Source organism: Microbacterium sp. NPDC087868 (assembly GCF_044900755.1).
Lineage (GTDB): Bacteria > Actinomycetota > Actinomycetes > Actinomycetales > Microbacteriaceae > Microbacterium > Microbacterium galbinum.
Genome location: NZ_JBJDNO010000001.1, coordinates 238,321 through 261,801 on the forward strand (window position 1 = coordinate 238,321; position 23,481 = coordinate 261,801).

The following is a 23,481-nucleotide window of genomic DNA, read 5'->3' on the forward strand; positions in this document are numbered from 1 at the left end:
AGCGGTTCTCGGTCCGCCCGATCAGTACGCCTGATCGATGAGATCCGGCGAGACCTCGGAGGCCGCGGCCTCGTCGACGAAGAACACCGTGCGCTTGCGCCCGCGGGCACCGGCGACCGGAACACTCGTGTAGCTCGCACCGGCGAGGGCCAGGCCCAGCGCCGACGCCTTGTCGGCGCCCGTGAGCACCAACCAGACGCGCTTCGAGGTGTTGATGACCGGACGCGTCAGCGTGACGCGCTCGGGCGGAGGCTTCGGCGAGTTGCGCACGGGGAGAGCGGCCGCATCCGTCACCGTGACCTCTTCGCGATCGGGGAAGAGCGAGGCGATGTGTCCGTCGGGCCCGACCCCCAGGAAGCACACCGCGAACGCGGGCCACGGGTTCTCGTCGGTGCCGAAGCGCGCGAGCTCGGCGGCGTACGCGGCCGCCGCCTCGTCGAGGGTGAGGCCGTCATCGGAGCCGGCGACCTCGTGGATGTTCTCGGGCGGTACCGGGATGTGGTCGAGCAGCGCGTTGCGCGACTGGAGTGCGTTGCGATCGGCGTCGTCGCGCGGCACGAAGCGCTCGTCGCCCCACCAGAAGTGCACGAGCGACCAGTCGATCGACGCGGCCCGCGGGTCCTCGCGCGTCGCCGTCAGGACCGCGCCGCCCATCGAACCGCCCGTGAGGGCGACGTGGGCGACGCGACCGTTGACGGTACGGGCGCGCAGGCGCGTCAGGAAACGGTCGGCGACCCGTGCGGCCACGTCGGTGGGGGTGGCCTCGACCACGACCCGCTTCTCTGCGGACGTTGCGTCGCTCACGTCGTCACTCTCCTGTCTCGGGCGGGCCCAGCTTCTCCCAGCCCTCGGTGATCACTCGACCGTACAGGAGGTCGGGATCCAGGCGGCGCAGCTCCTCGGCGAGGCATTCGCGAAGGGTGCGCCGGGGGAGGTGCAGGTCATGGTTCGGCTGATCGGGCTGCGTGAGCTGGGCGACGCCGGGCGACGGGCGTTCGAGCAGGATGTCGCCCGACTCGCGGGTCAGCCGCACGGAACGGATGCCGTCGTGCCAGATCTCCGGCTGTTCGGAGAACCAGCGGACCGGAACCTCGAGAGCGAGCTGCAGCCAGGCGGCCAGCAGCGCGGTCGACGGGGAGGCGGCGGCGCCGCGGACCTCGATCGCGGTGATCGGCTCGAACGGCGGCTGATCGAGCACGGCCGCGAGCTGCTCGCGCCAGTGCGTCAGACGGGTCCACGCGAGGTCGGTGTCACCCGGGGCGTGGGTCTTGCCGAGCAGCGCGAGGCGGTCGCGCACGTCGTGCGCGGTCGCGGCATCCGTGATCCGGCGCTGGGCGATCCGGCCCAGCGGCGACGACGACGGAGAGGTCGGTGCCTCTTCCGGCCACCAGGCCACGACCGGAGCATCCGGCAGCAGCAGGCCCGTGATGAGGCTCTCCTCGTTGCTCGCGGCGTCGCCGTAAGCGTGCAGGACGACGACCTCGCTCGCTCCGGCATCCCCGCCGACGCGGATCTGGGCGTCGAGACGGGACTCGCCCTCGCCCGTGGTGAGCACGATGACGCGCATCGGGTGCTCGCGCGATGCGTCGTTGGCCGCGTCGATGGCCGCCTCGGCGACGCCGTTGCGGGCCGAGATCACGAGGGTCAGCACGCGGCCGAGGGCGACGGCGCCGCCCTCTTCGCGCACCTTCACGAGTTGCTTGGCGACCTGGCTGACGGTCGTGTCGGGAAGGTCGATGATCACGGTCGTCTCCAGACTCGTCCGTCGCGGGCCAGCAGGGCGTCGGCGGATGCCGGACCCCACGAACCGGGTGCGTACTGCTCAACCGGGCCGCCCTCGGACGCCCAGAACTTCTCGACGGGGTCGAGGATCTTCCACGAGAGTTCGACCTCCTCGTGCCGCGGGAACAGCGGCGGATCGCCCAGCAGGACGTCGAGGATGAGGCGCTCGTAGGCCTCGGGGCTGGCCTCGGTGAAGGCGTGGCCGTATCCGAAGTCCATCGTCACGTCGCGCACGTTCGACCCGCTGCCCGGCACCTTCGAGCCGAAGCGGATCGTGACGCCCTCGTCGGGCTGCACGCGGATGACCAGTGCGTTCTGACCGAGCTCCGAGGCGTTGCCGCGTCCGAACAGGTGCTGCGGAGCGCGGTTGAAGACCACGGCGATCTCGGTGACGCGGCGGCCCAGACGCTTGCCGGTGCGCAGGTAGAACGGCACACCCGACCAGCGGCGCGTGTCGATCTCGAGCTTGATCGCGGCGTACGTCTCGGTGGTCGACTCGGGGTTCATGCCCTCCTCGTCGAGGAAGCCGGTGACCTTCTCGCCGCCCTGCCATCCACCCGCGTACTGGCCGCGCGCGGTCGCCTGCGAGAGGTCGTCCGGTACGTGCACCGCCGCGAGGACCTTCTCCTTCTCGGCGCGCAGATGCTCGGCGGAGAGGCTGATGGGCTCCTCCATCGCAGTGAGCGCGAGCAGCTGGAGCAGGTGGTTCTGGATGACGTCGCGCGCGGCGCCGATCCCGTCGTAGTACCCCGCACGGCCGCCGACGCCGATGTCCTCGGCCATCGTGATCTGCACGTGGTCGACGTAGTTGCGGTTCCAGATCGGCTCGTAGAGTTCGTTGGCGAAGCGCAGAGCGAGGATGTTCTGCACCGTCTCCTTGCCCAAGTAGTGGTCGATGCGGAAGATCGAGTCGGCAGGGAACGCGACCTCGAGCGCGGCGTTGAGTGCACGCGCGGAGTCCAGGTCGTGCCCGAACGGCTTCTCGATCACCACGCGCCGCCAGCGCGAATCCTCGTCGGCATCCTCCCCGACCAGTCCCGAGTCCTTCAGCTGCTTCGCGACGAGCGGGAAGTCCTTCGGCGGGATCGACAGGTAGTAGGCGTGGTTGCCCATGGTGCCGCGTTCGACGTCGAGCTGGTCGACGGTGTCCTTCAGCTTCTGGAACGACTCGGGGTTGTCGAACTCGCCCGAGACGAACCGGATGCCCTGCAGCAGCTGCGCCCACGTCTCCTCTCGGAACGGCGTGCGCGCGTGCTGCTTGACGGCCTCGTAGACGACCTGGGCGAAGTCCTGGTCCTCCCAATCGCGTCGGGCGAACCCGACGAGTGCGAAGCCGGGCGGGAGCAGACCGCGGTTGGCGAGGTCGTAGACCGCCGGCATGAGCTTCTTGCGAGACAGATCTCCGGTGACGCCGAAGATCACCAGGGCGCTGGGCCCGGCGATCCTGTTGAGACGGCGGTCATCGGGATCGCGCAGCGGGTTGTGCCCGCGCGAGAGGGGAACAGACATCGGTGGGGGATTCTCCTGCTGACTACTTCTGTGCGGCTTCGAAGAGGGTGAGCACGTCGGCCGACGAGTCGGTGATCGTCAGGGAGACGACGGGGCGACCGTGCTCGGCCAGGACTGCGGCGTCGCCGGCAGCCTGAGCCTCGATGAGCTGGCCGAACGTGAACGGTCGCTCCGGGATCTCGAGATCGACGTCGGTGCGCTCGAGGATCTGCAGGAAGACGCCCTGGGCGGGGCCTCCCTTGTGGTACTGACCGGTGGAGTGCAGGAAACGCGGTCCCCAGCCGAACGTCGTCGGGCGACCGGAGTCGGCGGCGACGAGCTCGCGGAGACCCTGCAGCTGCGGGACCTCGAGGCGGTTGACGTAGGCCTGGATCGAGACGTAGCCGTCTTCGGCGAGCTGCGCCCACAGGGCGTCCAGCACACCTTCGACGGTGCCCGAGACGGCGAGAGCCGGGTCGGACACGCGCACCTCGACGCCGTTCTCGGTGAACGCCGGAGCGGTCGGCTCCGGGCGCGCGTCGAGAAGACCGCGGGCCGCGACCTTCGCCGACTCGACATCGGGCTGGTCGAACGGGTTGATCCGCAGCAGATGGCCGGCGATCGCGGTGGCGTACTCCCAGACGATGAGCTGCGCGCCGAGCGAGCCGCTGACGAGGATCTCGCCCTCGTGACGCTCGTGCAGGTGGAACTCGTTGGCGTCGTCGACGAGACGGACGATCTGGAGGTCGGCGGGCTTCGAATCGAGCTCGGGGGAGACCGGCAGCAGCACGACGGGGAGGATTCCCGTGCCGTCCTTGCCCGTGGACTCGGCGATCAGCTGCTCGATCCAGTCCGGCAGGCCCTTGATGTGGGTGCCGTCGGTGATGAGGCCGAGCTTGTCGCGGCGGGGATTGGTCGCGGCGATGGCCGCGCCGAGGCGCAGTGCAGGGTTCTCGGCCGAGTCGACCGCGACCTCGAGCAGCGAGGCCTCGGCCTCGTTCAGGAGCTCGTCGATGTCGACGCCCGCGAGGCCGGACGGCACGAGGCCGAACGCGGTCAGCGCGGAGTAGCGTCCGCCGACGTTCGGGTCGGCGTTGAACACGCGGTAGCCGGTCTCGCGCGCCGAGACGTCGAGCGGGGAGCCCGGGTCGGTGACGACGACGATGCGCTCCAGCGGGTCGATGCCGAGGTCGCGGAAGGCGGCCTCGAACGTGCGGCGCTGGGAGTCGGTCTCGACGGTCGAGCCCGACTTCGAGGAGACGACGAGCACGGTGTCGGCGAGTCCTTCGTCGAGGGCCGCGAGCACCTGGCCCGGGGCCGTCGAGTCGAGGATAGTGAGCGGCTTGCCCGCGGTCTGAGCGATCACCTCGGGGGCGAGCGACGATCCGCCCATGCCCGCGAGGACGACGCGGTCGACGCCCTTCGAGGCGAGCTGTTCGCGGAGTGCGACGATCTCGTCGACGAGCGGACGCGAGACCGAGACGGCCTCGACCCAGCCCAGACGGATGGAGGCCTCGGCCTCGGCCGCCGGGCCCCAGAGGGTCGGGTCTCCGCCGGTGATCCGCGAGGCGACCAGGTCGCGCACGAGTGCGGGGACGACCTCGTCGATCGCGACGCGAGCGTCGCCGGAGGCGTGGATGCCGAAGGTCATCGCTGTGCCTCCAGCGTCTCGGCGACCTGTGCGAGCAGGTCGTGCCAGGAGTCGATGAACTTCGCGACGCCCTCGTCCTCCAGCACCTGGGTGACGTCGACGAGGTCGATTCCGACCTCCGCCAGTGCGTCGAAGACGGCGTGCGCCTCGGCGTAACCGCCCGTGATGGTGTCACCGGTGACGACGGCGTGGTCGAAGGTCGCCTCGAGCGTCTTCTCCGGCATCGTGTTCACGACGCCGGCCGCGACGAGCTCGGTCACGTAGAGCGTGTCGGGCAGCGAGGGGTCCTTGACGCCGGTGGAGGCCCAGAGGGGGCGCTGCAGGTTCGCGCCGGCGGCGAGGAGATCCTGCGCGCGCTTCTCGGCGAACTTCTTCTCGAACAGCTCGTAAGCCAGACGCGCGTTGGCGAGGCCGGCCTTGCTCTTGAGGGCCTTCGCCTGATCGGTGCCGATCGCGTCGAGGCGCTTGTCGGTCTCGGTGTCGACGCGCGACACGAAGAACGAGGCGACCGAGTGGATTCCGGCGAGGTCGATGTCCGCCGCCTGCGCGCGCTCGAGGCCCGCGAGGTAGGCGTCGATGACCTCTTCGTAGCGCTCGAGGCTGAAGATCAGGGTGACGTTGACGCTGATGCCCGCGGCGATCGCCTCGGTGATCGCCGGCAGGCCCGCCTTCGTCGCGGGGATCTTGACGAGGAGGTTGGGGCGGTCGATCTTGCTCCACAGCTCCTTGGCCGACGCGACGGTGCCGTCGGTGTCGTGAGCGAGGTCGGGGGAGACCTCGATCGACACGCGGCCGTCGACGTGGTTCGAGGCCTCCCACACCGGACGGAACACGTCGAGTGCGGCGGCGACGTCCTGCGTGGTGGCCGCGAACACGGCCTCCTCGGCGGAGGCGCCGGAGGCGGCGAGCTCGGTGACCTGGGCGTCGTACGACGTGTTGCTCTTGTCGGTGAGCGCGTTGGCGAAGATCGTCGGGTTCGTGGTGACACCGACGACGTTGCGCGTCTCGATCAGCTCGGCGAGGTTGCCGGAGGAGATGCGGGTGCGCGAGAGGTCGTCGAGCCAGATGCTGACGCCGGCGGCGGCGAGCTGTGCGGTGGGGGTGCTCATGCGTTCTCCTTGGTGCTGTGTGCGGCGATGGTCTCGCGAGCGGCCGCGATCACGGCCTCCGTGGTGATACCGAACTTCTGGAACAGGGTCTTGTAGTCGGCGGATGCGCCGAAGTGGTCGATGCCGACCGAACGTCCGCGGTCGCCGACGATGCCGCGCCACGTGAGCACGGAGCCGGCCTCGACCGACACGCGCGCGGTGACGGCGGCGGGGAGCACGCTCTCGCGGTACGCCTCGTCCTGCTCGTCGAACCACTCGAGCGAGGGGGCCGACACGACGCGCACGCCGATTCCCTCGGAGGCGAGTGCGGAGCGGGCCTCGACGGCGAGCTGCACCTCGGATCCGGTGGCGACGATGATGACGTCCGGCGTGCCGTTCGCGGCTTCCGCCAGCACGTAGGCACCGCGGGCGGTGCGGTCGGCCGAGGCGAAGACCTCGCCTTCCGCGTCACCCTCGCCGCGCTCGAACACCGGGATGTTCTGACGGGTGAGGGCGATGCCGGCCGGACCCGCCTGGCGACGCAGGATCTCGAGCCAGGCGGCCGAGGTCTCGTTCGCGTCGGCGGGGCGCACCACCGCGAGGTTCGGGATGGCGCGCAGTGTCGCGAGCTGCTCGATCGGCTGGTGCGTCGGTCCGTCCTCGCCGAGCGCGACGGAGTCGTGGGTCCAGACGAAGACGCTGGGCACGTTCATGAGCGCGGCCAGACGCACGGCGGGGCGCATGTAGTCGCTGAAGATGAGGAACGTACCGCCGAAGGCGCGCGTCTTCCCATGCAGCACGATGCCGTTGACGATCGCGCCCATGGCGTGCTCGCGGATGCCGAAGTGCAGCACGCGGCCGTACGGGCTGCCCGACCACTCGTGGGTGGACCACTCGGCCGGGATGAACGACGGGGCGCCCTTGATCGTCGTGAGGTTCGACTCGGCGAGGTCGGCCGATCCGCCCCAGAGCTCGGGGAGTTCGGCGGCGAGGGCGTTGATGACCTGGCCGGAGGCCGCACGGGTCGAGACGTCCTTGCCGGCCTCGAAGACCGGCAGGGCGTTCTGGATGTCGGTGGGCAGTTCTCCCGCCTCGAGGCGGTCGAGGAGCTGCTTGCGCTCGGGGTTCGCCGCGGCCCAGGCGTCGAAGGACTCCTGCCACTCGGCACGGATGCCGGCGGCGCGGTCGGCGAGACCGCGGGTGTGCGCGAGGACGTCGTCGGCGACGACGAACGTCTCCTCGGCGTCGAAGCCGAGGACCTTCTTGGTGGCGGCGAGCTCGTCGGCGCCGAGTGCCGAACCGTGGATCTTGCCGGAGTTCTGCTTGCCGGGCGACGGCCAGCCGATGATCGTCTTGAGGATGATGAGCGAGGGCTTGGAGGTCTCGCCCTTCGCGGCGTCGATGGCCGCGTTCAGCTCGGCGACGTCCTCGACGTACTCGCCGGTCTTCTTCCAGTCGACCGTCTGCACCTGCCAGCCGTAAGCCTCGTAGCGCTTCGCGACGTCTTCCGTGAAGGCGACGTTGGTGTCGTCCTCGATGGAGATCTGGTTCGAGTCGTAGATGGCGATGAGGTTGCCGAGCTGCTGGTGGCCCGCGAGCGAGGAGGCCTCGCTCGTGACGCCTTCCTGCAGGTCGCCGTCACCGGCGATGACGTAGACGAAGTGGTCGAACGGGCTGGTGCCCGCTGCCGCCTCGGGGTCGAACAGGCCGCGCTCGTAACGGGCGGCGTAGGCGAAGCCCACGGCCGACGCGAGGCCCTGACCCAGGGGACCGGTGGTGATCTCGACGCCCTTGGTGTGACCGTACTCGGGGTGTCCCGGCGTGAGCGAGCCCCAGGTGCGGAGCGCCTTCAGGTCGTCGAGCTCGAGGCCGAAGCCGCCGAGGTAGAGCTGCACGTACTGCGTGAGCGAGGAGTGTCCGACCGAGAGGATGAAGCGGTCGCGACCGAGCCAGTCGGTGTCGGTCGGGTCGTGCCGCAGCACGCGCTGGTAGAGGAGGTAGGCGGCAGGAGCGAGGCTCATGGCCGTGCCGGGGTGCCCGTTTCCGACCTTCTCCACGGCGTCCGCCGCCAGGAGGCGAGCGGTGTCCACCGCGCGCCGATCGATCTCATCCCACTGCAATTCCGACACGTTCATGCCCTTTCCGACAGTTTCGAGGGCGCCCGTATTCCCTGCGCCTCCGCATCGTCACGGAGAGTGTGCACAGCGCCGGGCGCGAGTGTTTTCAGCATAGCGGGGTGGGTCCGACCCCAGACCCCGTCTTACGCTCCGAGTCCGCCCCGCCGCGTGCCCTAGACTGGAAGGGTTGTCATGACGCGTGTGGAGGAGGCGATCGAGATCTCGACGATGTCTGATCAGACCGTGGGGAAGCGGTCCATCGGTCGCACGGTGAAGGCGTACGTCGCCCTCACCAAGCCGCGCGTCCTCGAGCTGCTCCTCGTGTCGACCGTGCCGGTGATGTTCCTGGCGTACGGCGGCATGCCCGATCTGTGGCTGGTGCTGGCGACCGTGATCGGCGGCGCGATGAGCGCCGGCTCCGCCGCGGCGTTCAACATGTACCTCGACCGCGACATCGACGCGCACATGCACCGTACCGAGAACCGCCCGCTCGTGACGGGCGAGGTCACGCCGCGCGGCGCGCTGGTGTTCTCCTGGACCCTCGCGGTGCTCTCGACGGTCTGGCTGCTGGTCACCACGAACTGGCTCGCGGCCGCCCTCTCGGCCTTCGCGATCTTCTTCTACGTCGTGATCTACACGATGCTCCTCAAGCGCCGCACCGAGCAGAACATCGTCTGGGGCGGGATCGCCGGGTGCTTCCCGGTGCTGATCGGCTGGGCGGCCGTGACCGGATCGCTCGACTGGCCCGCGTTCATCCTGTTCCTGCTGATCTTCCTGTGGACTCCGCCGCACTACTGGCCGCTGTCGATGAAGTACCGCGATGACTACGACGACGTCGACGTGCCCATGCTCGGCGTGACGCGCAACGCCTCGCAGGTCGGACTCCAGGTCATCCTCTACGCCTGGGCGACGCTGGCCTGTTCTCTGTTGCTGGTGCCGATCGCGAACATGGGCCTCGTCTACACGGTGTCGGCCCTGGTCTTCGGAGGATGGTTCATCTACGAGTCGCACCGCCTGTACAACCGTGCGGTGCGGGGGACCGAGGCGCGGCCGATGCGAGTCTTCCACGCCTCGATCACCTACTTGACGTTGATCTTCGTCGCGGTCGCGGTCGACCCGCTGCTGCCCTTCTGATCGTCGGTCTCGGCATCCGCCTCGACGTCGTCGTTCACCGGAGTGCCGAGGGTCCCATCCGCTGAGGTCTCTTCGTCGACGGCCGTGACCGTCGCGTCGCCCACCGGAGCGGTCGTGTCATCGGCCTCGGCCGTCCAGTCGATCGGCTCGACGACGACGGGCGTCGCCGCGGGGATCAGCGACTGCACGGCGACGAGGGCGACGGCGAGGAGGATGCCGAGCACGCCCGCGCCGAGCAGGGCGGAGCCGACGACGACCAGCGACTGACCGACGTAGACGTCGACGCCCGTCGCGGTGTTGTCGAGGAGCGTCGTGGTCATCGTCCCGATCTGCCCGGAGATGAGCCACCCACCCACCGCGGTCGAGGCGAGTGCGAGCACGAGGAGCAGCCAGAATCCGATGCTGCGTGTCAGTGACTTGTTCATGCCGACCACGATCACGGACGCGCCGATGACTCCGGTATGCGCAGCCTATGGATCGGCTGTCCGCGGACTCTGAGACGTCCGTTCAGCCGGCGGAGGGGGCGCTGACCTCGTCGGCTGCCGGGCGCTTCAGCTTCAGCACGACGACGGTGTAGGTCGCTGCCGAGAGCGAGGCGAGCACCATGTGGATGCCGACCAGCAGAGGCGGGAGTCCCGCGCGCGCCTGCCAGACCCCGACGCCGACCTGGACCGCGATGGCCAGGACCAGGACGACGAGCCACTTCCGCGGCGGGAGGCGCAGCGCCCACGCGGCGATCGTCAGGGCGAGCACGAGAGCGGCGAGGATGTACCCGGGCCAGGAGTGCACGTGCGCGAGCACGGTCGCGTCGAATCCGTGCCGCAGCACGTCCTGGTCGCCGGAGTGCGGGCCGGATCCGGTCGTCAGCACGCCGAACAGGATGGTGACCGCGAGCGCCAGCCCGGTGACGTGGCTGAGGATCATGAACCAGGTCGGCACCGCGCGCTCGCGCGGTCCCGGAGCCGCGTACAGGCGCACCAGGAATGCGGCCGTGACGCACACCAGGAGCAGGGACGACGTGTAGTGGAATCCGACGATGAACGGGTTCAGGCCGGTGAGCACCGTGATGCCGCCGACGAGCGCCTGCGCCATGACGCCGGCGAACACGACCCAGGCCAGGACGAGGAGATCGCGGCGCGCCGAGGCGCGACGCGTCGTGTGGATCGCGGCGGCGATCACCGCGAGGAGCAGGACCGCGGACGCCACGGGGAACGGGGGCACCGGAAGGCCGGTGAGGGTGACGAGGGCGAACGCGGCCGCGGCCGCCACGATGCCGCCCGCCGCATAGCGGAGCGCGCGGAAGACCGAGCGCGATCCGTCGGTCAGGTGCAGCACGAGCAGCACGACCACCAGCGCGATGACGCCCACGACGCCGGTCATCAGCCGGTTGCCGAACTCGATCGCGCCGTGGATGCCCTGGTCCGCCAGGATCGGCACGAGGGACTCCGGTGTGCAGAGCGGCCACTCCGAGCATCCGAGTCCGGAGCCCGTCAGGCGCACGGCCCCACCGGTGCCGATGATGATCGTCTCGGTGAGGAACGACAGCCACGCGAACACGCGGAGGACGCGTCCCCACGGCGAAGTGAATGCTGCGGGTCGCAGATCGAGCTCCGCGGCGGTGGTGCGGGCGGGCGTGGCGGTGTCGGGCATGGGGCCTCCGGCGCGCTTCGCGCAGGACGGGCGGCCCGTCCGCGAAGCGGAGCCTGTAGAATCGGATTGTTGCGATGCGCGCTCGAGGGCGCGGAAGCATCGATAACAGTTTAGGCGCGAAGGATGCGCCGGTGATGAGGGCCCACCAGCGGCACCCGCTCCCCGCAGACTCGACGGGGATCAGGTGTGTCGGGGCGGATGACACCGTTGAGGCCCAATGAGGAGAGTGTGATGTCGGATGTGCTGATCGACCGCCCGGAGCTCGATGGCCTGGGGGTGTACGAGTTCGGCTGGCACGACGCTGACGCCGCCGGCGCCGTCGCGAAACGCGGGATCTCCGAAGAGGTCGTCCGCGGTATCTCGGCGCTCAAGAGCGAACCCGAATGGATGCTGAAGACCCGTCTCAAGGGCTATCAGCTGTTCGGCCGCAAGCCGATGCCGACCTGGGGCGCCGACCTCAGCGACATCGACTTCGACAACATCAAGTACTTCGTGCGCTCGACCGAGAAGCAGGCGCAGTCGTGGGAGGACCTCCCCGCCGAGATCCGCGAGACCTACGAGCGCCTCGGCATCCCGGAGGCCGAGCGCCAGCGTCTCGTCGCCGGCGTCGCCGCGCAGTACGAGTCCGAGGTCGTCTACCACCAGATCCGCGAGGACCTGGAGCAGCAGGGCGTCATCTTCATGGACACCGACACCGCTCTCCGCGAGCACCCCGAGTTCTTCGAGGAGTACTTCGGCTCGGTCATCCCCGCCGGCGACAACAAGTTCGCCGCCCTCAACACGGCCGTCTGGTCGGGCGGCTCCTTCGTCTACGTCCCCAAGGGCGTGCACGTCGAGATCCCGCTCCAGGCGTACTTCCGCATCAACACCGAGAACATGGGGCAGTTCGAGCGCACCCTGATCATCGCGGACGAGGACAGCTACGTGCACTACATCGAGGGCTGCACCGCTCCGATCTACAAGTCCGACTCGCTGCACTCGGCCGTCGTCGAGATCATCGTGAAGAAGAACGCCCGCGTCCGGTACACGACGATCCAGAACTGGTCGAACAACGTCTACAACCTCGTCACCAAGCGCGCGGTCGCGCACGAGGGAGCGACGATGGAGTGGGTCGACGGCAACATCGGCTCGAAGGTGACGATGAAGTACCCGTCGATCTACCTCATGGGCGAGCACGCCAAGGGCGAGACGCTCTCGGTCGCCTTCGCCGGCCCCGGCCAGCACCAGGATGCCGGCGCGAAGATGATCCACATGGCTCCGTACACGCAGTCGTCGATCGTTTCGAAGTCGATCGCCCGTGGGGGCGGTCGTGCGGGATATCGCGGCGAGGTCCGCGTCGATGCGAACGCCCACCACTCGGCGAACACCGTGCGATGCGACGCGCTGCTCGTCGACACCAAGTCGCGCTCCGACACCTACCCGGCGATCGACATCCGCGTCGACGACGTGCAGCTCGGTCACGAGGCCACCGTCTCCAAGGTCAGCGAGGAGCAGCTCTTCTACCTGCAGTCGCGCGGCATGCCGGAGGACGAGGCCATGGCGATGATCGTGCGCGGCTTCATCGAGCCGATCGCGCGCGAGCTGCCGATGGAGTACGCGATGGAGTTGAACAAGCTCATCGAGATGGGCATGGAAGGATCGGTCGGCTGAGATGACCTCCCAGACGACGACGCCCACGGCGTCGCACTATTCGAGCGCGCACGTCGACCCGGCGGCGCAGGTGGCGGACGCCGGCTTCGTGCCGGTGCAGACCCGCTCCGAACGCCCGCACTCCTTCGAGCCCGCCGACTTCGGCGTGCCGACGGGGCGCGAGGTGAACTGGAAGCACACCCCTGTCGCGAAGCTGACGGCGCTCTTCGAGACCGCCGCGCAGAACGACGGCGTCTCCTACGAGTTCTCCGCCGGCGAGCAGTACCTCGCGGCACCGCTCGCGATCGGCGCGGCTCCTCGCGGCGAGTTCTTCCGCGGCGAGGACATCACCGGCGCGGTTGCCTGGCGGGGTGCCTCGGAGGCGATGCACATCCGCATCCCGCGTGAGGAAGAGGTCGCGGAGCCGATCCTCCTCACCATCGAGGGTCGCGGTGCCGAGAAGCGCGCCGACGCCCATATCGTGATCGAGGCTCTCGAGCACAGCTCGGCGACCGTCGTGCTGAACCACATCGGTGCCGCGCAGTACGCGCAGAACGTCGAGATCATCGCCCGCGCCGGGTCGCGTCTCACCGTGGTGACTCTCCAGCAGTGGCAGGATGCCGCGGTGCACACCGCGGCGCATCAGGCCCGTGTCGATGCGGATGCCGTGCTCAAGCACTTCGTCATCAGCTTCGGTGGCGGTGTGGTGCGTGTGAACCCCAACGTGGAGCTCGCGGGTGCAGGCTCGGAGGGCTACCTCTACGGTCTGTCGTACGCCGACGCCGGCCAGCACCTCGAGAGCCAGGTCTACCTGCACCACAAGGGCCCGCACACCAAGGGCGACGTCCTGTACAAGGGCGCGCTGCAGGGCGAGAGCGCCCACAGCGTCTGGATCGGCGATGTGCTGATCGGCCCGGATGCCACCGGCACCGACTCCTACGAGGCGAACCGCAACCTCGTGCTCACCGAGGGCGCCCGCGCCGACTCGATCCCGAACCTCGAGATCGAGACGGGCGACATCCTCGGCGCCGGACACGCGAGCGCGACGGGTCGTTTCGACGACGAGCAGCTCTTCTACCTGCAGGCTCGTGGCATCACCGAGGAAGAGGCACGCCGTCTCGTCGTGCTCGGCTTCCTCACCGACATCGTCCAGCGCCTCGGCATCCCGGCGCTCGAGTCCGAACTCCTCGCTGCGATCGAGGCGGAGCTCGCGGCGGTCTCGGCATGAGCGCTCAGCGCGTGTGCGGTGTCGCGGAGCTCGAGCAGGACATGCCGATCCGCGTCGAGCCCGATGGCGTCCCGATCACCGTGATCAAGGACGGCGAGGGCGTGATCCACGCGATCGGCGACACCTGCACCCACGGCGACATCTCCCTTTCCGAGGGCTTCGTCGAAGGTGACACGGTCGAGTGCTGGGCCCACGGCTCGGCGTTCTCCCTGCTCACCGGCAAGCCCCAGAACCTCCCTGCTTACGAGCCCGTCCCCGTCTACGTCGTCGAGATCGACGGCGACGACGTGCTCATCGACCCGACTGTGACGAAGGAAATCTGAATGTCTGTTCTCGAGATCCGCGACCTCCACGTGACGGTCGAGACCGAGGCGGGGGCCACCCCGATCCTCAACGGAATCACCCTGACCATGAACACGGGTGAGACCCACGCCATCATGGGCCCCAACGGCTCGGGCAAGTCCACGCTGGCCTACACGATCGCCGGCCACCCCAAGTACACCGTCACCGGTGGTTCGATCACCTTCGACGGTGAGGACGTGCTCGAGATGAGCGTCGACGAGCGCGCACGCGCCGGTCTGTTCCTCGCGATGCAGTACCCCGTCGAGATCCCCGGCGTGACGGTCACCAACTTCCTGCGCACCGCCAAGACCGCGCTCGACGGCGAGGCCCCCGCGATCCGCGCGTGGACCAAGGACGTCAAGGCGGCCATGGCGAACCTGCGCATGGACCCGAAGTTCGCTCAGCGCAACGTCAACGAGGGGTTCTCCGGCGGCGAGAAGAAGCGTCACGAGATCCTCCAGCTCGAGGTCCTGCAGCCGAAGTTCGCGATCCTCGACGAGACCGACTCCGGCCTCGACGTCGACGCGCTGAAGATCGTCTCCGAGGGCGTCAACCGCGCCAAGGAGGCCACCGGCCTCGGCGTGCTCCTCATCACGCACTACACGCGCATCCTCCGCTACATCCGCCCCGACTTCGTGCACGTGGTCGTCGCCGGCAAGATCGTGGAAGAGGGCGGCCCCGAGCTCGCCGACCGGCTGGAAGACGAGGGATACGACCGTTTCCTCGACCCCGCCGCTCCCATCGAAGCGTAGGCTGACCGCATGACCGCGACCGCGACGCTGACCGACGAGAAGTACGACGAGGTCACCGAGGCTCTGAAGGACGTCATGGATCCCGAGCTCGGGATCAACGTCGTCGACCTCGGACTCATCTACGACCTGGCGTGGGATGACGAGAACGACGCTCTCGTCATCCACATGACGCTGACGAGCGCCGGATGCCCGCTGACGGACGTGCTCGAGGAGCAGACCGCGCAGGCCCTGGACAAGGTCGTCGACCGCTTCCGCATCAACTGGGTATGGATGCCGCCGTGGGGTCCCGAGCGGATCACCGACGACGGCCGCGACATGATGCGAGCACTCGGCTTCGCCATCTGATGCTCGAGGTGAAGGCGCTGCCTCTCTCCGAGCTGCGCCGACGCACGAGCGAGAAGTGGCGCGAGTACCCCGAGGACGTCCTGCCGCTGTTCGTGGCGGAGACGGATTTCCCGCTCGCACCGGAGATCACGGCGTCACTCCAGCGTGCGCTCGATCTCGGTGACACGGGGTACATCGCGTCGCGGACTCCTCTGAAGGAGGCCTACGCGGCGTTCGCCGAGCGCAGGCTCGGGTGGGCGCCCGACCCGTCGCTCATGCGCAGCACGGCAGATGTGAGCATGGGCATCGTCGAGATCCTCCGCCGGGTCACCCAACCGGGGGAGCGCGTCGTCGTCACCCCTCCGGTGTACCCGCCCTTCTACGACCTCGTCGCGGAGGCCGGCGCGGAGGTCGAGCGCGTGCCCCTGCGAGACACCGGTACGCGCTGGGAACTCGATCTCGACGGCATCCGGGCGGCTTTCGACGACGGCGCCACCGCCATCCTGCTCTGCAACCCGCACAACCCGACCGGAACGGTGCACGATCGCGACGCCCTGGCAGCCCTCGCGGATCTCGCCGCCGAGTTCGGTGCGGCGGTGGTCTCCGACGAGATCCACGCACCGCTCGCGCAGCCCGGCACGGGATTCACTCCGTTCCTCGCCGTGAACGATGCCGCCCGCCGGGTCGGCTATGCCGTGGTCAGTGCGAGCAAGGCGTTCAATCTCGCCGGCCTCAAGTGCGCGCTCATGGTGGCAGCCGATGAGACGACGTACGCCGTGCTGCGCGACCTGCCCATCGAGGTGGTCTGGCGCACGGGACAGTTCGGTCTGATCGCTGCCGTCGCCGCATTCTCGGAAGAGAGCGACCCCTGGCTCGACGGTCTGCTCCGCACGCTCGACCAGAACCGCATCCTTCTCGAGGATCTCCTCGTGCGGCATCTTCCGGGGGCGCGTTACCGCCTGCCGGATGCCGGATACCTCGCCTGGATCGACCTGCGACCCCTGGGGTGGGGCGACAATCCCTCGCGACGCATCCTGCGCGAGGCCAAGGTCGCCCTCCACAACGGTTCGGCGTTCGGCGACGAGGGCACGGGGTTCGCGCGCCTGAACTTCGGCACGAGTCCCGAGATCCTCACCGAGGCCATCGAGCGCATCGCGGCGCTCGTCGGGCGATGACGGCCCCGTCGCCCGTCGCGTCGATCTGGGACCGGAGCCGCATCTGGGTCACGACCGGCGCGATCGCGCTGATCTTCCTCGCCGCGATCGAGGCCCTCGCGGTGACGACGGTGATGCCGATCGTCAGCGAGGCCCTCGACGGCGGAGCGCTGTATGCGGTCGCCTTCTCGGGTACCCTCGCGACCGGTGTCATCGGCATGGTCGCCGCGGGCGCCTGGTCGGACGCCCGCGGGCCGCGGGGTGCGCTCTACGTCGCGGTCACGCTGTTCCTGGTGGGACTCCTGATCTCGGGCTTCGCCGTCACGATGCACCAGTTCCTCGTCGGGCGACTCGTGCAGGGGCTGGGCGCCGGTGGCCAGACCGTCGCGCTCTACGTCGTCGTCGCGCGGCTGTATCCGCCGCACCTGCACGGGCGGATCTTCGCGGCGTTCGCCGCGGCCTGGGTCGTGCCGTCGATGATCGGCCCCTTCCTCGCCGGAGCGGTGGCCGAGCACATCGATTGGCGTTGGACGTTCCTCGGGGTCGCCGTGCTCACCGGTATCGCGTTCACGGTGATCGCGGTGCGCCTGAGCGGAGTCGATCTCGGCCACGGTGAGCCGCAGGACCGGCGGACGATCGCGACCCGACTGCTGCTCGCGGTCGTCGTCGCCGTTCTCGCCGTCGTGATCGGCTTCACCGCCGACACGGTGCCGCAGGTGCGCTGGCCGGTCGCGATCGGCGCGCTGGCGGTCATCGGGATCGCCATTCTCCCGCTGCTGCCCCGAGGTGCGCTCCGGGCCGGGCGGGGGCTGCCGAGCGTCGTGCTCATGCGCGGCATCGTCGCCGGTGCCTTCTTCGCCGCGGAGGCGTACATCCCGTACCTGCTCATGGAGCGCTTCGAATTCACGGCGACCTGGGCCGGCATCGCCCTCATGTTCGCCGCGCTCGCGTGGGCCGGGGCATCCGCACTGCAGGGGAAGTACGGCGAACGGCTCGGAAACCACCGCATCACCATGATCAGCCTCTCGCTGCTGCTGATGGCCCTGCTGTGCGTGCTCCTCGCCGCCCTGTTCGGGATCTCGCCGCTCGTGGTCGTGATCGGATGGGGCCTCGCCGGCGGCGGAATGGGCCTGCTGTACCCACGGCTGACCGTGCTCACGCTCGCGTACTCCGATGAGAGCAACCAGGGATTCAACTCCTCGGCACTCTCGATCTCGGACTCGACGGGCTCGGCGGTCACGATCGCCTTCGCCGGTCTCGCCGTCGCGACGCTCGGAGGCGGAGCGAGCACGTTCTGGGTCGTGTTCGTGTTCTGCCTCGCGCTCGTCGGTGCAGCGGCGATCCCGGGTCTCAGGCTCGGGCACGCGGCCGAACGCTCCTGAGAGCCGACCGGGGGCTCCATCGGCCGTGTACCGGCGCAGCCGCCAGGCGGAGAGCGACGAGGAGCAGGCCGACCGCGATCATCGCCGTGACGGGTGTCGTGCCGGTCACGAGCAGCAGCACCACGCCGATCAGACCGCTCAGCACCGAGAGCGCGATGCGCCGGGTCGCGTCGGTCGCCATCGGCGGACGACGCGTCTCGATGCGCGTGAACGGGACGGCCACGAGGGCGGTGAGCGTCAGTGCCGTCGCGAGCCAGAGCGGACGATCCGCCCACCACGCGGCGCTTCCCGCCACCGGGAGCGTGCTGCCGTCGCTGATCGCGACGATCGCCGTCACGCCCGCCATGGCGAGCAGTACCGGCATGTGCCAGAGGTAGATCGTCATCGTCCGTCGGCCGATGAAGCCGCTCACGACCGCGACAAGAGGGCGAGCGCTGAGGGCGGACAGGCGGGGGCGGTTCAGCGACAGGGCGCAGGTGTGCACGATACCGACGAGGATCAGCGCGGAGGTCGGCGGGTTGATGTGCGCGATCAGGTCGGGGGAGCAGAGGCCGGTGGCGAAACCGAGAAGGAGGGTGAGCGCCGCGCCCACGCCGATGCGCACCCGGGTGCGACGGGGCAGGGAGTCGATGCTGCCGTCGGCGAGGAAGAACCCGATCTGCTGGAGCGCGAGCCAGACGAACGCCAGGTTGAGGAACCCGAGGGCGTCGACTCCGCTGATCGCCCTCGCCGCGTCGACGGCGGCTGCGGCTGCGACCAGCATGGCGAGGATCAGGAGCGGCCGAGTCCGGTGCAGGTGCACGAGCGCGGGCAGGAGTGCCTGGCACAGCAGGAAGACCGCGAGGAACCACAGCGGCTGCCCGTACCGGTAACCCGCGACGGCGATGAGGTCCGCGGGGATCCCGAAAAGCGTCAATGCCCACAGCGCGACGCCGATCACGGCGATCGTGACCACGGCGGGCCGCAGCAGTCGGTGCACCCGCCCCGCGATGAAGCTCCGCGCGTCGCCCCCGCGGGCGACCGCCGAACGATAGGCGAGCAGTCCGGAGAACCCGCCGATGACGAAGAACAGGGGCATGACCTGCAGAGCCCAGCTGACGGGCACGATCCACCACGTGCCGGTGCTGGCGTTGTCGAAGGCGGGGCGTCCGTCGACCACGGAGACGCCGACCATGATCGCGTGCAGCAGCACCACGCCGATCACGCAGAGCGAGCGGACGAGGTCGATGCCGGTGTCGCGAGTGCCGCGAGCCTCGGCGCTCGGGATGTCTCGGACGGGGGGTGCCTGCACGATGGCCATGAATCCTCCTGGGGAACGGTCTTCCCGGAGGTTATGGACGCGGTGCGGCGGAGGACATCACCCCGCGGTGCCGTTCGACCCCGTACCGAGGGGTGAGGGCGCCGCCGTCGCCGAGGTGCACTGCCAGGAGGGTGCGGTCAGGACGGTTCGACGAGTCCGGTGTCGTAGGCCAGGATCACTGCGTGCACACGGTCGCGGAGTCCGAGCTTCGCGAGCACCTTGCCGACGTGCGTCTTCACCGTCTGCTCGGCGATGAAGAGTTCGGCGGCGATCTCGCCGTTGGACCGCCCACGGCCGATCAGCACGAGCACCTCGCGCTCACGGTCGGTGAGCTCGGCGAGGGCGGAAGCCGCGCGGGGCGTACGGGGGCGACGTCCGGCGAACTGCGCGATCACCCGGCGGGTCACGCTCGGGGCGAGCAGCGCGTCGCCCCCGGCGACGACGCGCACGGCGTGCACCAGTTCCTCCGGGAGCGCATCCTTGAGCAGGAACCCGCTCGCCCCCGCCTCGAGAGCGTCGTAGACGTAGTCGTCGATGTCGAAGGTGGTGAGCATGAGGATGCGGGGCACATGCGCCGCGGGGTACGAGGAGCCGAGGATGCGGCGGGTCGCCTCGATCCCGTCGAGGTCGGGCATCCGCACGTCCATGAGGATCACGTCGGGGTCGAGCCGTGCGGCGAGCGACACGGCTTCGTTTCCCGTGGAAGCCTGTCCGGTGACGCGGATGCCGTCGTGCGCGTCGAGGAGCGCGGCGAAGCCTGCGCGCACCATGGCCTGATCGTCGGCGATGAGGACGCTGATGGTCACGGGTTCTCCTTCGGAGGGGCGGATGCCGGGGACGGCGAATCGTCGCGCCCTCCGGCCAGGGGGAGGGCGGCCTCGACGAGCCAGGCGCCGTCGGGAGCGGGGCCCGCCGAGAGACTGCCGCCGAGCACCTCGGCGCGCTCGCGCATTCCACGCAGGCCATGCCCGGCGCCGCGATCCTGCGCCTCCGCGGGGGCGGCGTTGCGCACGCGGATGCGGAGAGTGCCGGCATCCGCCTGCAGCCGAACGGTCACCGCGTTGCCGGACGCATGCCGCACCGCGTTGCTGAGGCTCTCCTGCACGATCCGGTAGGCCGCGATCTGGACGGCCGGGGGAGCGGATGTCGCGGCATCCATTCCCACGAGCGAGAGACCGGCGTCGACGCCGGCGCGGCGGATGGTGTCGACCAGCGCGGGGATGTCCTCGATGCCGTTCTGCGGAGCGAGTTCCACGGCCTGATCCTCGGTGCGCAGCACCCCGAGCATCCGTCGCATCTCGCTCAGCGACGTGCGCGCGGTCGCGGCGATGTCGTCGAACTCGGCCGCGGCGGTGTCGTCGATCGATGGCAGGCGGTATCGCGCCGTCGACGCCTGCACCTGGATGACCGACATGCTGTGCGCGATGACGTCGTGGAGTTCGCGGGCGATCCGGGTGCGTTCCTCGATCAGGGCGCGCCGCGACTCCTCGAGGGCGGAATGCTCGCGCTCGCGCGTGAGCTCGACGCCGATGCGCAGGCGGCTGGCGATCAGCAGCGCGAGGAGGAAAGCGGCCACGGCGACGGACGCGGTGACGATGAGATCGGCCGTCGCGGTCGCCGAGACGTTCGCCGTCTCGATGATGTCGGGGCGCAGCAGAGGGGCGGTGAGCGATGCGACGAGCGCGAGCACGAGGAGAAGGAGTCCCGGCCGCAGCCCGTGGATACCGGTGACGAGCCCGACGAGGCCGACGAACGCGAGCGTGGCGGGGACCGACCACGGCCAGGGCGCGGTCGCAGCGAGGTCGGTGTCGGTCACGAGCGGGACGATGAGGACCGCTGTGCAGAACACGACGATCGCCGTGCGCGGGCGGGCGATCGAGAGGGGGAGGGCGCCGCAGACCGCAGCGCCGAGCAGGAACGCCAGTGCGACCGGGGTTCCGTAGAGGGCGGCGTGGACCGGGACGAACACCGAGTAGAGGCCGACGGTCACCGTCCAGAGCCCGACGAACGCGATCGTCCGCCGGGAGTGACGGGGAGCACGCCGGACACGGGTCATGATCTTCATCCTGCCAGGTGGGCGGGCGCGCTCCGGCGGCGTCGGACGGCAGACACGCGGTCGATCACGATGCCGATCAGCAGGGCGATGACGATGCCGACGCCGGCGCTCAGGAGCGGCTGATCCTTGATCCAGCTGCCGGCGAGCAGACCGATCGCGAGACTGAGCGCACTCCAGCTCGCGCCCGCGACGAGGCTGAGCGGCAGGAACCGGCGCCAGGGGAAGCGCAGGGCCCCGGCCGTCATGTTCACCGCCACACGACCGACCGGGATGTAGCGGGCGCCGAGGATCAGCGCGGCGCTGCGGGTCTCCAGCGCGCGCTCGGCATGGGCGAACGCGGCGTTGACGCGCGGCCGTCGCATCCAGCCCGCGCGGGACGTACCGAGACGCCGACCGATGAGGAACGCGATGTTGTCGCCCAGTGCGGCGCCGAGCGCAGCCACGACGCCGAGGAGGAGCAGGTTCGGCCCTCCGCCCGAGACCGACGCGGCCGCGGCGGCGACGAGCACCGTCTCGCTCGGCACGGGAGGGAAGAAGCCGTCGATCACCGTGACGGCGAAGAGCACGAGCACGAGCCACGGCGAGGCCACGGCCTGGAGAATGAGGTCATTGATCACGTCCACCCTCGAACGTTACGAACCGGGTGGCAGGACGGTCATCCCTCTGCGGTATCGACCGCGTCACACCGGGGAGTGATCTTCCTGGGATGGCCGTCCCGTCGGGGCGCTTATACTGGGAGGCTGGCCGCTCGGCCACCTTCCTCCCGAACGAACGGACATCCCGCTGTGCTTGCCGTGCACGAACTCGAGATCCGCGTGGGCGCTCGCCTCCTGATGGAGAACGTGTCGTTCCGCGTGGGCGACGGTGACAAGATCGGTCTCGTCGGCCGCAACGGAGCGGGCAAGACCACCCTCACCAAGGTGCTCGCCGGCGACGTCCTGCCCTCCGGCGGCAGCGTGACGCGTTCGGGGGAGCTCGGCTATCTGCCGCAGGACCCGCGCTCGGGCAACCCGGAGGACCTGGCGCGCACGCGCATCCTCGACGCCCGTGGTCTCGGCCAGCTCAATCTCGGCATGACCGAGGCGTCGCTCGCGATGGGATCGGACGACCCCGCCGTCGCTGCGAAGGCCATGAAGCGCTACGCGGCGCTGACCGAGCAGTTCGAGGCGCAGGGCGGCTACGCCGCCGAGGCGCAGGCGGCATCCATCGCCCACAACCTCTCGCTTCCCGACCGCATCCTCGACCAGCCGCTGTCGACGCTGTCGGGTGGTCAGCGTCGTCGCATCGAGCTCGCCCGCATCCTCTTCTCGGATGCCGAGACGATGATCCTCGACGAGCCGACCAACCACCTCGACGCCGACAGCGTGGTGTGGCTGCGCGAGTTCCTCAAGACCTACAAGGGCGGGCTGATCGTGATCAGCCACGACGTCGAACTGGTCGGCGAGACCGTCAACCGCGTGTTCTACCTCGATGCCAACCGCCAGGTCATCGACACGTACAACATGAACTGGAAGAACTACCTGCGTCAGCGCGTGGCCGACGAGGAGCGCCGCAAGAAGGAGCGCGCCAACGCCGAGAAGAAGGCGACGACGCTGCAGCTGCAGGCCGCGCGGTTCGGGGCGAAGGCGTCGAAGGCCGCGGCCGCGCACCAGATGGTCGCGCGCGCCGAGAAGCTCCTCGCCGGACTCGACGACGTGCGGCAGCAGGATCGGGTCGCGAAGCTGCGCTTCCCGAAGCCCGCGCCCTGCGGCAAGACGCCCCTCATGGCGTCGGGGCTGTCGAAGTCGTACGGTTCGCTCGAGATCTTCACCGATGTCGACCTGGCGATCGATCGCGGTTCGAAGGTCGTCGTGCTGGGTCTGAACGGTGCCGGCAAGACGACGCTCCTGCGAATGCTCGCGGGCGTCGATCAGCCCGACACGGGACAGCTCGAGCCCGGCCACGGCCTCAAGGTCGGGTACTACGCGCAGGAGCACGAGAACCTCGACGTGAATCGTTCGGTGCTCGAGAACATGGTCTCGGCGGCCCCGCACATCACCGAGACGGAAGCGCGCCGCGTGCTCGGCTCCTTCCTGTTCACGGGGGACGACGTGCTGAAGCCGGCGGGTGTGCTCTCCGGTGGGGAGAAGACCCGTCTCTCGCTCGCGACCCTCGTCGTGTCGTCGGCGAACCTGCTGCTCCTCGACGAGCCCACGAACAACCTCGACCCCGCGTCGCGCGAGGAGATCCTCGACGCCCTCGCGCACTACGAGGGGGCCGTCGTGCTGGTCTCGCACGACCCGGGCGCCGTGCAGTCGCTGAATCCCGAGCGCGTGCTCATCCTCCCGGACGGCGTGGAGGACATCTGGAACCAGGAGTACCAGGACCTGATCGAGCTCGCCTGACGCGAGCGCGAGGGATCGGT

General features: G+C 69.5%; 21 protein-coding genes. 9 read left to right on the top strand and 12 right to left on the bottom strand.

The genetic code is table 11. The features are described from left to right. Positions 1-21: 21 nt before the first annotated feature. From pgl to tkt, 6 genes are read right to left on the bottom strand one after another with little or no spacing between them, the layout of a single operon-like run. Positions 22-804, bottom strand: a complete 783-nt coding sequence (gene pgl / locus ACI2JZ_RS01185; RefSeq protein ID WP_247622250.1) for a 6-phosphogluconolactonase — start codon at positions 802-804, stop codon at positions 22-24. A 4-nt stretch (positions 805-808) separates the two neighbouring features. Next, a complete protein-coding gene (locus tag ACI2JZ_RS01190) occupies positions 809-1,744 on the bottom strand; it encodes a glucose-6-phosphate dehydrogenase assembly protein OpcA (RefSeq protein WP_247622251.1) in 936 nt (311 codons plus the stop codon). Further along, positions 1,741-3,291, bottom strand: a complete 1,551-nt coding sequence (gene zwf / locus ACI2JZ_RS01195) for a glucose-6-phosphate dehydrogenase (protein WP_247622252.1) — start codon at positions 3,289-3,291, stop codon at positions 1,741-1,743. The genes ACI2JZ_RS01190 and zwf overlap by 4 nt, the downstream gene beginning before the upstream one ends. A 22-nt stretch (positions 3,292-3,313) precedes the next feature. Next, on the bottom strand, positions 3,314-4,921 hold the full coding sequence (locus ACI2JZ_RS01200) for a glucose-6-phosphate isomerase (protein WP_336640209.1): 1,608 nt from the start codon (positions 4,919-4,921) through the stop codon (positions 3,314-3,316). Next, positions 4,918-6,030 (bottom strand): transaldolase, encoded by a 1,113-nt coding sequence (gene tal, locus ACI2JZ_RS01205; RefSeq protein ID WP_247622254.1) that lies wholly within the window; start codon positions 6,028-6,030, stop codon positions 4,918-4,920. The genes ACI2JZ_RS01200 and tal overlap by 4 nt, the downstream gene beginning before the upstream one ends. Further along, positions 6,027-8,138, bottom strand: coding sequence for a transketolase (gene tkt, locus ACI2JZ_RS01210; RefSeq protein ID WP_404596766.1), 2,112 nt, complete (start codon positions 8,136-8,138; stop codon positions 6,027-6,029). Before tkt ends, tal begins: the two co-directional genes overlap by 4 nt. Before the next feature lie 216 nt (positions 8,139-8,354). On the opposite strand from tkt, the gene ACI2JZ_RS01215 reads away from it, so the two are divergent. After that, positions 8,355-9,260 (top strand): heme o synthase, encoded by a 906-nt coding sequence (locus ACI2JZ_RS01215; protein WP_404596767.1) that lies wholly within the window; start codon positions 8,355-8,357, stop codon positions 9,258-9,260. Here the strand turns inward: ACI2JZ_RS01215 and ACI2JZ_RS01220 are convergent. Together ACI2JZ_RS01220 and ACI2JZ_RS01225 are read right to left on the bottom strand one after the other, a co-directional pair. After that, the gene (locus ACI2JZ_RS01220; RefSeq protein ID WP_404596277.1) at positions 9,206-9,685 is read right to left on the bottom strand and encodes a hypothetical protein; all 480 of its coding nucleotides are present in this window, start codon (positions 9,683-9,685) and stop codon (positions 9,206-9,208) included. The two genes, ACI2JZ_RS01215 and ACI2JZ_RS01220, sit on opposite strands and share 55 nt — an antisense overlap. A gap of 82 nt (positions 9,686-9,767) precedes the next feature. Beyond that, complete coding sequence (locus ACI2JZ_RS01225) at positions 9,768-10,910, bottom strand: heme A synthase (RefSeq protein WP_404596278.1); 1,143 nt, start codon at positions 10,908-10,910, stop codon at positions 9,768-9,770. 231 nt (positions 10,911-11,141) lie between these two features. Between ACI2JZ_RS01225 and sufB the strand changes: the two genes are divergently transcribed. The 7 genes from sufB to ACI2JZ_RS01260 are packed head-to-tail and all read left to right on the top strand — an operon-like array spanning position 11,142 to position 17,721. Continuing rightward, positions 11,142-12,560, top strand: a complete 1,419-nt coding sequence (gene sufB, locus ACI2JZ_RS01230) for a Fe-S cluster assembly protein SufB (protein ID WP_247622257.1) — start codon at positions 11,142-11,144, stop codon at positions 12,558-12,560. Position 12,561: 1 nt separating this feature from the next. Further along, positions 12,562-13,767 carry a Fe-S cluster assembly protein SufD gene (gene sufD, locus ACI2JZ_RS01235; protein WP_404596279.1) on the top strand — a complete coding sequence of 402 codons (1,206 nt, stop codon included), beginning with the start codon at positions 12,562-12,564 and terminating at the stop codon, positions 13,765-13,767. After that, positions 13,764-14,090: a non-heme iron oxygenase ferredoxin subunit gene (locus ACI2JZ_RS01240; protein WP_247622259.1), complete on the top strand. Its 327-nt coding sequence runs from the start codon at positions 13,764-13,766 to the stop codon at positions 14,088-14,090. Before sufD ends, ACI2JZ_RS01240 begins: the two co-directional genes overlap by 4 nt. Beyond that, complete coding sequence (sufC, locus tag ACI2JZ_RS01245; protein ID WP_247622260.1) at positions 14,091-14,861, top strand: Fe-S cluster assembly ATPase SufC; 771 nt, start codon at positions 14,091-14,093, stop codon at positions 14,859-14,861. It begins immediately after the preceding gene. 9 nt (positions 14,862-14,870) lie between these two features. Continuing rightward, positions 14,871-15,206, top strand: coding sequence for a metal-sulfur cluster assembly factor (locus tag ACI2JZ_RS01250; RefSeq protein WP_247622261.1), 336 nt, complete (start codon positions 14,871-14,873; stop codon positions 15,204-15,206). Further along, a complete protein-coding gene (locus tag ACI2JZ_RS01255) occupies positions 15,206-16,360 on the top strand; it encodes a MalY/PatB family protein (RefSeq protein ID WP_404596280.1) in 1,155 nt (384 codons plus the stop codon). The genes ACI2JZ_RS01250 and ACI2JZ_RS01255 overlap by 1 nt, the downstream gene beginning before the upstream one ends. Beyond that, positions 16,357-17,721, top strand: a complete 1,365-nt coding sequence (locus ACI2JZ_RS01260) for an MFS transporter (RefSeq protein ID WP_404596281.1) — start codon at positions 16,357-16,359, stop codon at positions 17,719-17,721. The genes ACI2JZ_RS01255 and ACI2JZ_RS01260 overlap by 4 nt, the downstream gene beginning before the upstream one ends. Here the strand turns inward: ACI2JZ_RS01260 and ACI2JZ_RS01265 are convergent. The 4 genes from ACI2JZ_RS01265 to ACI2JZ_RS01280 form a co-directional block, all read right to left on the bottom strand. Further along, positions 17,690-19,021 (bottom strand): acyltransferase, encoded by a 1,332-nt coding sequence (locus ACI2JZ_RS01265; RefSeq protein ID WP_404596282.1) that lies wholly within the window; start codon positions 19,019-19,021, stop codon positions 17,690-17,692. The two genes, ACI2JZ_RS01260 and ACI2JZ_RS01265, sit on opposite strands and share 32 nt — an antisense overlap. Before the next feature lie 137 nt (positions 19,022-19,158). Then, complete coding sequence (locus ACI2JZ_RS01270; RefSeq protein ID WP_247632069.1) at positions 19,159-19,827, bottom strand: response regulator transcription factor; 669 nt, start codon at positions 19,825-19,827, stop codon at positions 19,159-19,161. Next, entirely contained in the window at positions 19,824-21,077 is a 1,254-nt protein-coding gene (locus tag ACI2JZ_RS01275; RefSeq protein WP_404596283.1) for a sensor histidine kinase, read from the bottom strand. The genes ACI2JZ_RS01270 and ACI2JZ_RS01275 overlap by 4 nt, the downstream gene beginning before the upstream one ends. A 5-nt stretch (positions 21,078-21,082) precedes the next feature. Beyond that, on the bottom strand, positions 21,083-21,700 hold the full coding sequence (locus ACI2JZ_RS01280) for a DedA family protein (protein WP_404596284.1): 618 nt from the start codon (positions 21,698-21,700) through the stop codon (positions 21,083-21,085). Positions 21,701-21,862: 162 nt separating this feature from the next. Here ACI2JZ_RS01280 and ACI2JZ_RS01285 point away from each other — a divergent pair, with 162 nt between their 5' ends. After that, entirely contained in the window at positions 21,863-23,461 is a 1,599-nt protein-coding gene (locus ACI2JZ_RS01285; RefSeq protein ID WP_247622268.1) for an ABC-F family ATP-binding cassette domain-containing protein, read from the top strand. Positions 23,462-23,481 lie beyond the last annotated feature (20 nt).

Excerpts from the sequence above, each read along its gene's own strand:
- tal (WP_247622254.1), bottom strand. The coding sequence starts at position 6,030 with ATGAGCACCCCCACCGCACAGCTCGCCGCCGCCGGCGTCAGCATCTGG.
- sufB (WP_247622257.1), top strand. The coding sequence starts at position 11,142 with ATGTCGGATGTGCTGATCGACCGCCCGGAGCTCGATGGCCTGGGGGTG.
- sufD (WP_404596279.1), top strand. The coding sequence starts at position 12,562 with ATGACCTCCCAGACGACGACGCCCACGGCGTCGCACTATTCGAGCGCG.
- sufC (WP_247622260.1), top strand. The coding sequence starts at position 14,091 with ATGTCTGTTCTCGAGATCCGCGACCTCCACGTGACGGTCGAGACCGAG.
- ACI2JZ_RS01200 (WP_336640209.1), bottom strand. The coding sequence starts at position 4,921 with ATGACCTTCGGCATCCACGCCTCCGGCGACGCTCGCGTCGCGATCGAC.
- ACI2JZ_RS01225 (WP_404596278.1), bottom strand. The coding sequence starts at position 10,910 with ATGCCCGACACCGCCACGCCCGCCCGCACCACCGCCGCGGAGCTCGAT.
- ACI2JZ_RS01215 (WP_404596767.1), top strand. The coding sequence starts at position 8,355 with ATGTCTGATCAGACCGTGGGGAAGCGGTCCATCGGTCGCACGGTGAAG.
- ACI2JZ_RS01240 (WP_247622259.1), top strand. The coding sequence starts at position 13,764 with ATGAGCGCTCAGCGCGTGTGCGGTGTCGCGGAGCTCGAGCAGGACATG.
- ACI2JZ_RS01250 (WP_247622261.1), top strand. The coding sequence starts at position 14,871 with ATGACCGCGACCGCGACGCTGACCGACGAGAAGTACGACGAGGTCACC.
- ACI2JZ_RS01275 (WP_404596283.1), bottom strand. The coding sequence starts at position 21,077 with ATGACCCGTGTCCGGCGTGCTCCCCGTCACTCCCGGCGGACGATCGCG.
- ACI2JZ_RS01260 (WP_404596281.1), top strand. The coding sequence starts at position 16,357 with ATGACGGCCCCGTCGCCCGTCGCGTCGATCTGGGACCGGAGCCGCATC.
- zwf (WP_247622252.1), bottom strand. The coding sequence starts at position 3,291 with ATGTCTGTTCCCCTCTCGCGCGGGCACAACCCGCTGCGCGATCCCGAT.
- ACI2JZ_RS01265 (WP_404596282.1), bottom strand. The coding sequence starts at position 19,021 with ATGGCCATCGTGCAGGCACCCCCCGTCCGAGACATCCCGAGCGCCGAG.
- ACI2JZ_RS01255 (WP_404596280.1), top strand. The coding sequence starts at position 15,206 with ATGCTCGAGGTGAAGGCGCTGCCTCTCTCCGAGCTGCGCCGACGCACG.
- ACI2JZ_RS01220 (WP_404596277.1), bottom strand. The coding sequence starts at position 9,685 with ATGAACAAGTCACTGACACGCAGCATCGGATTCTGGCTGCTCCTCGTG.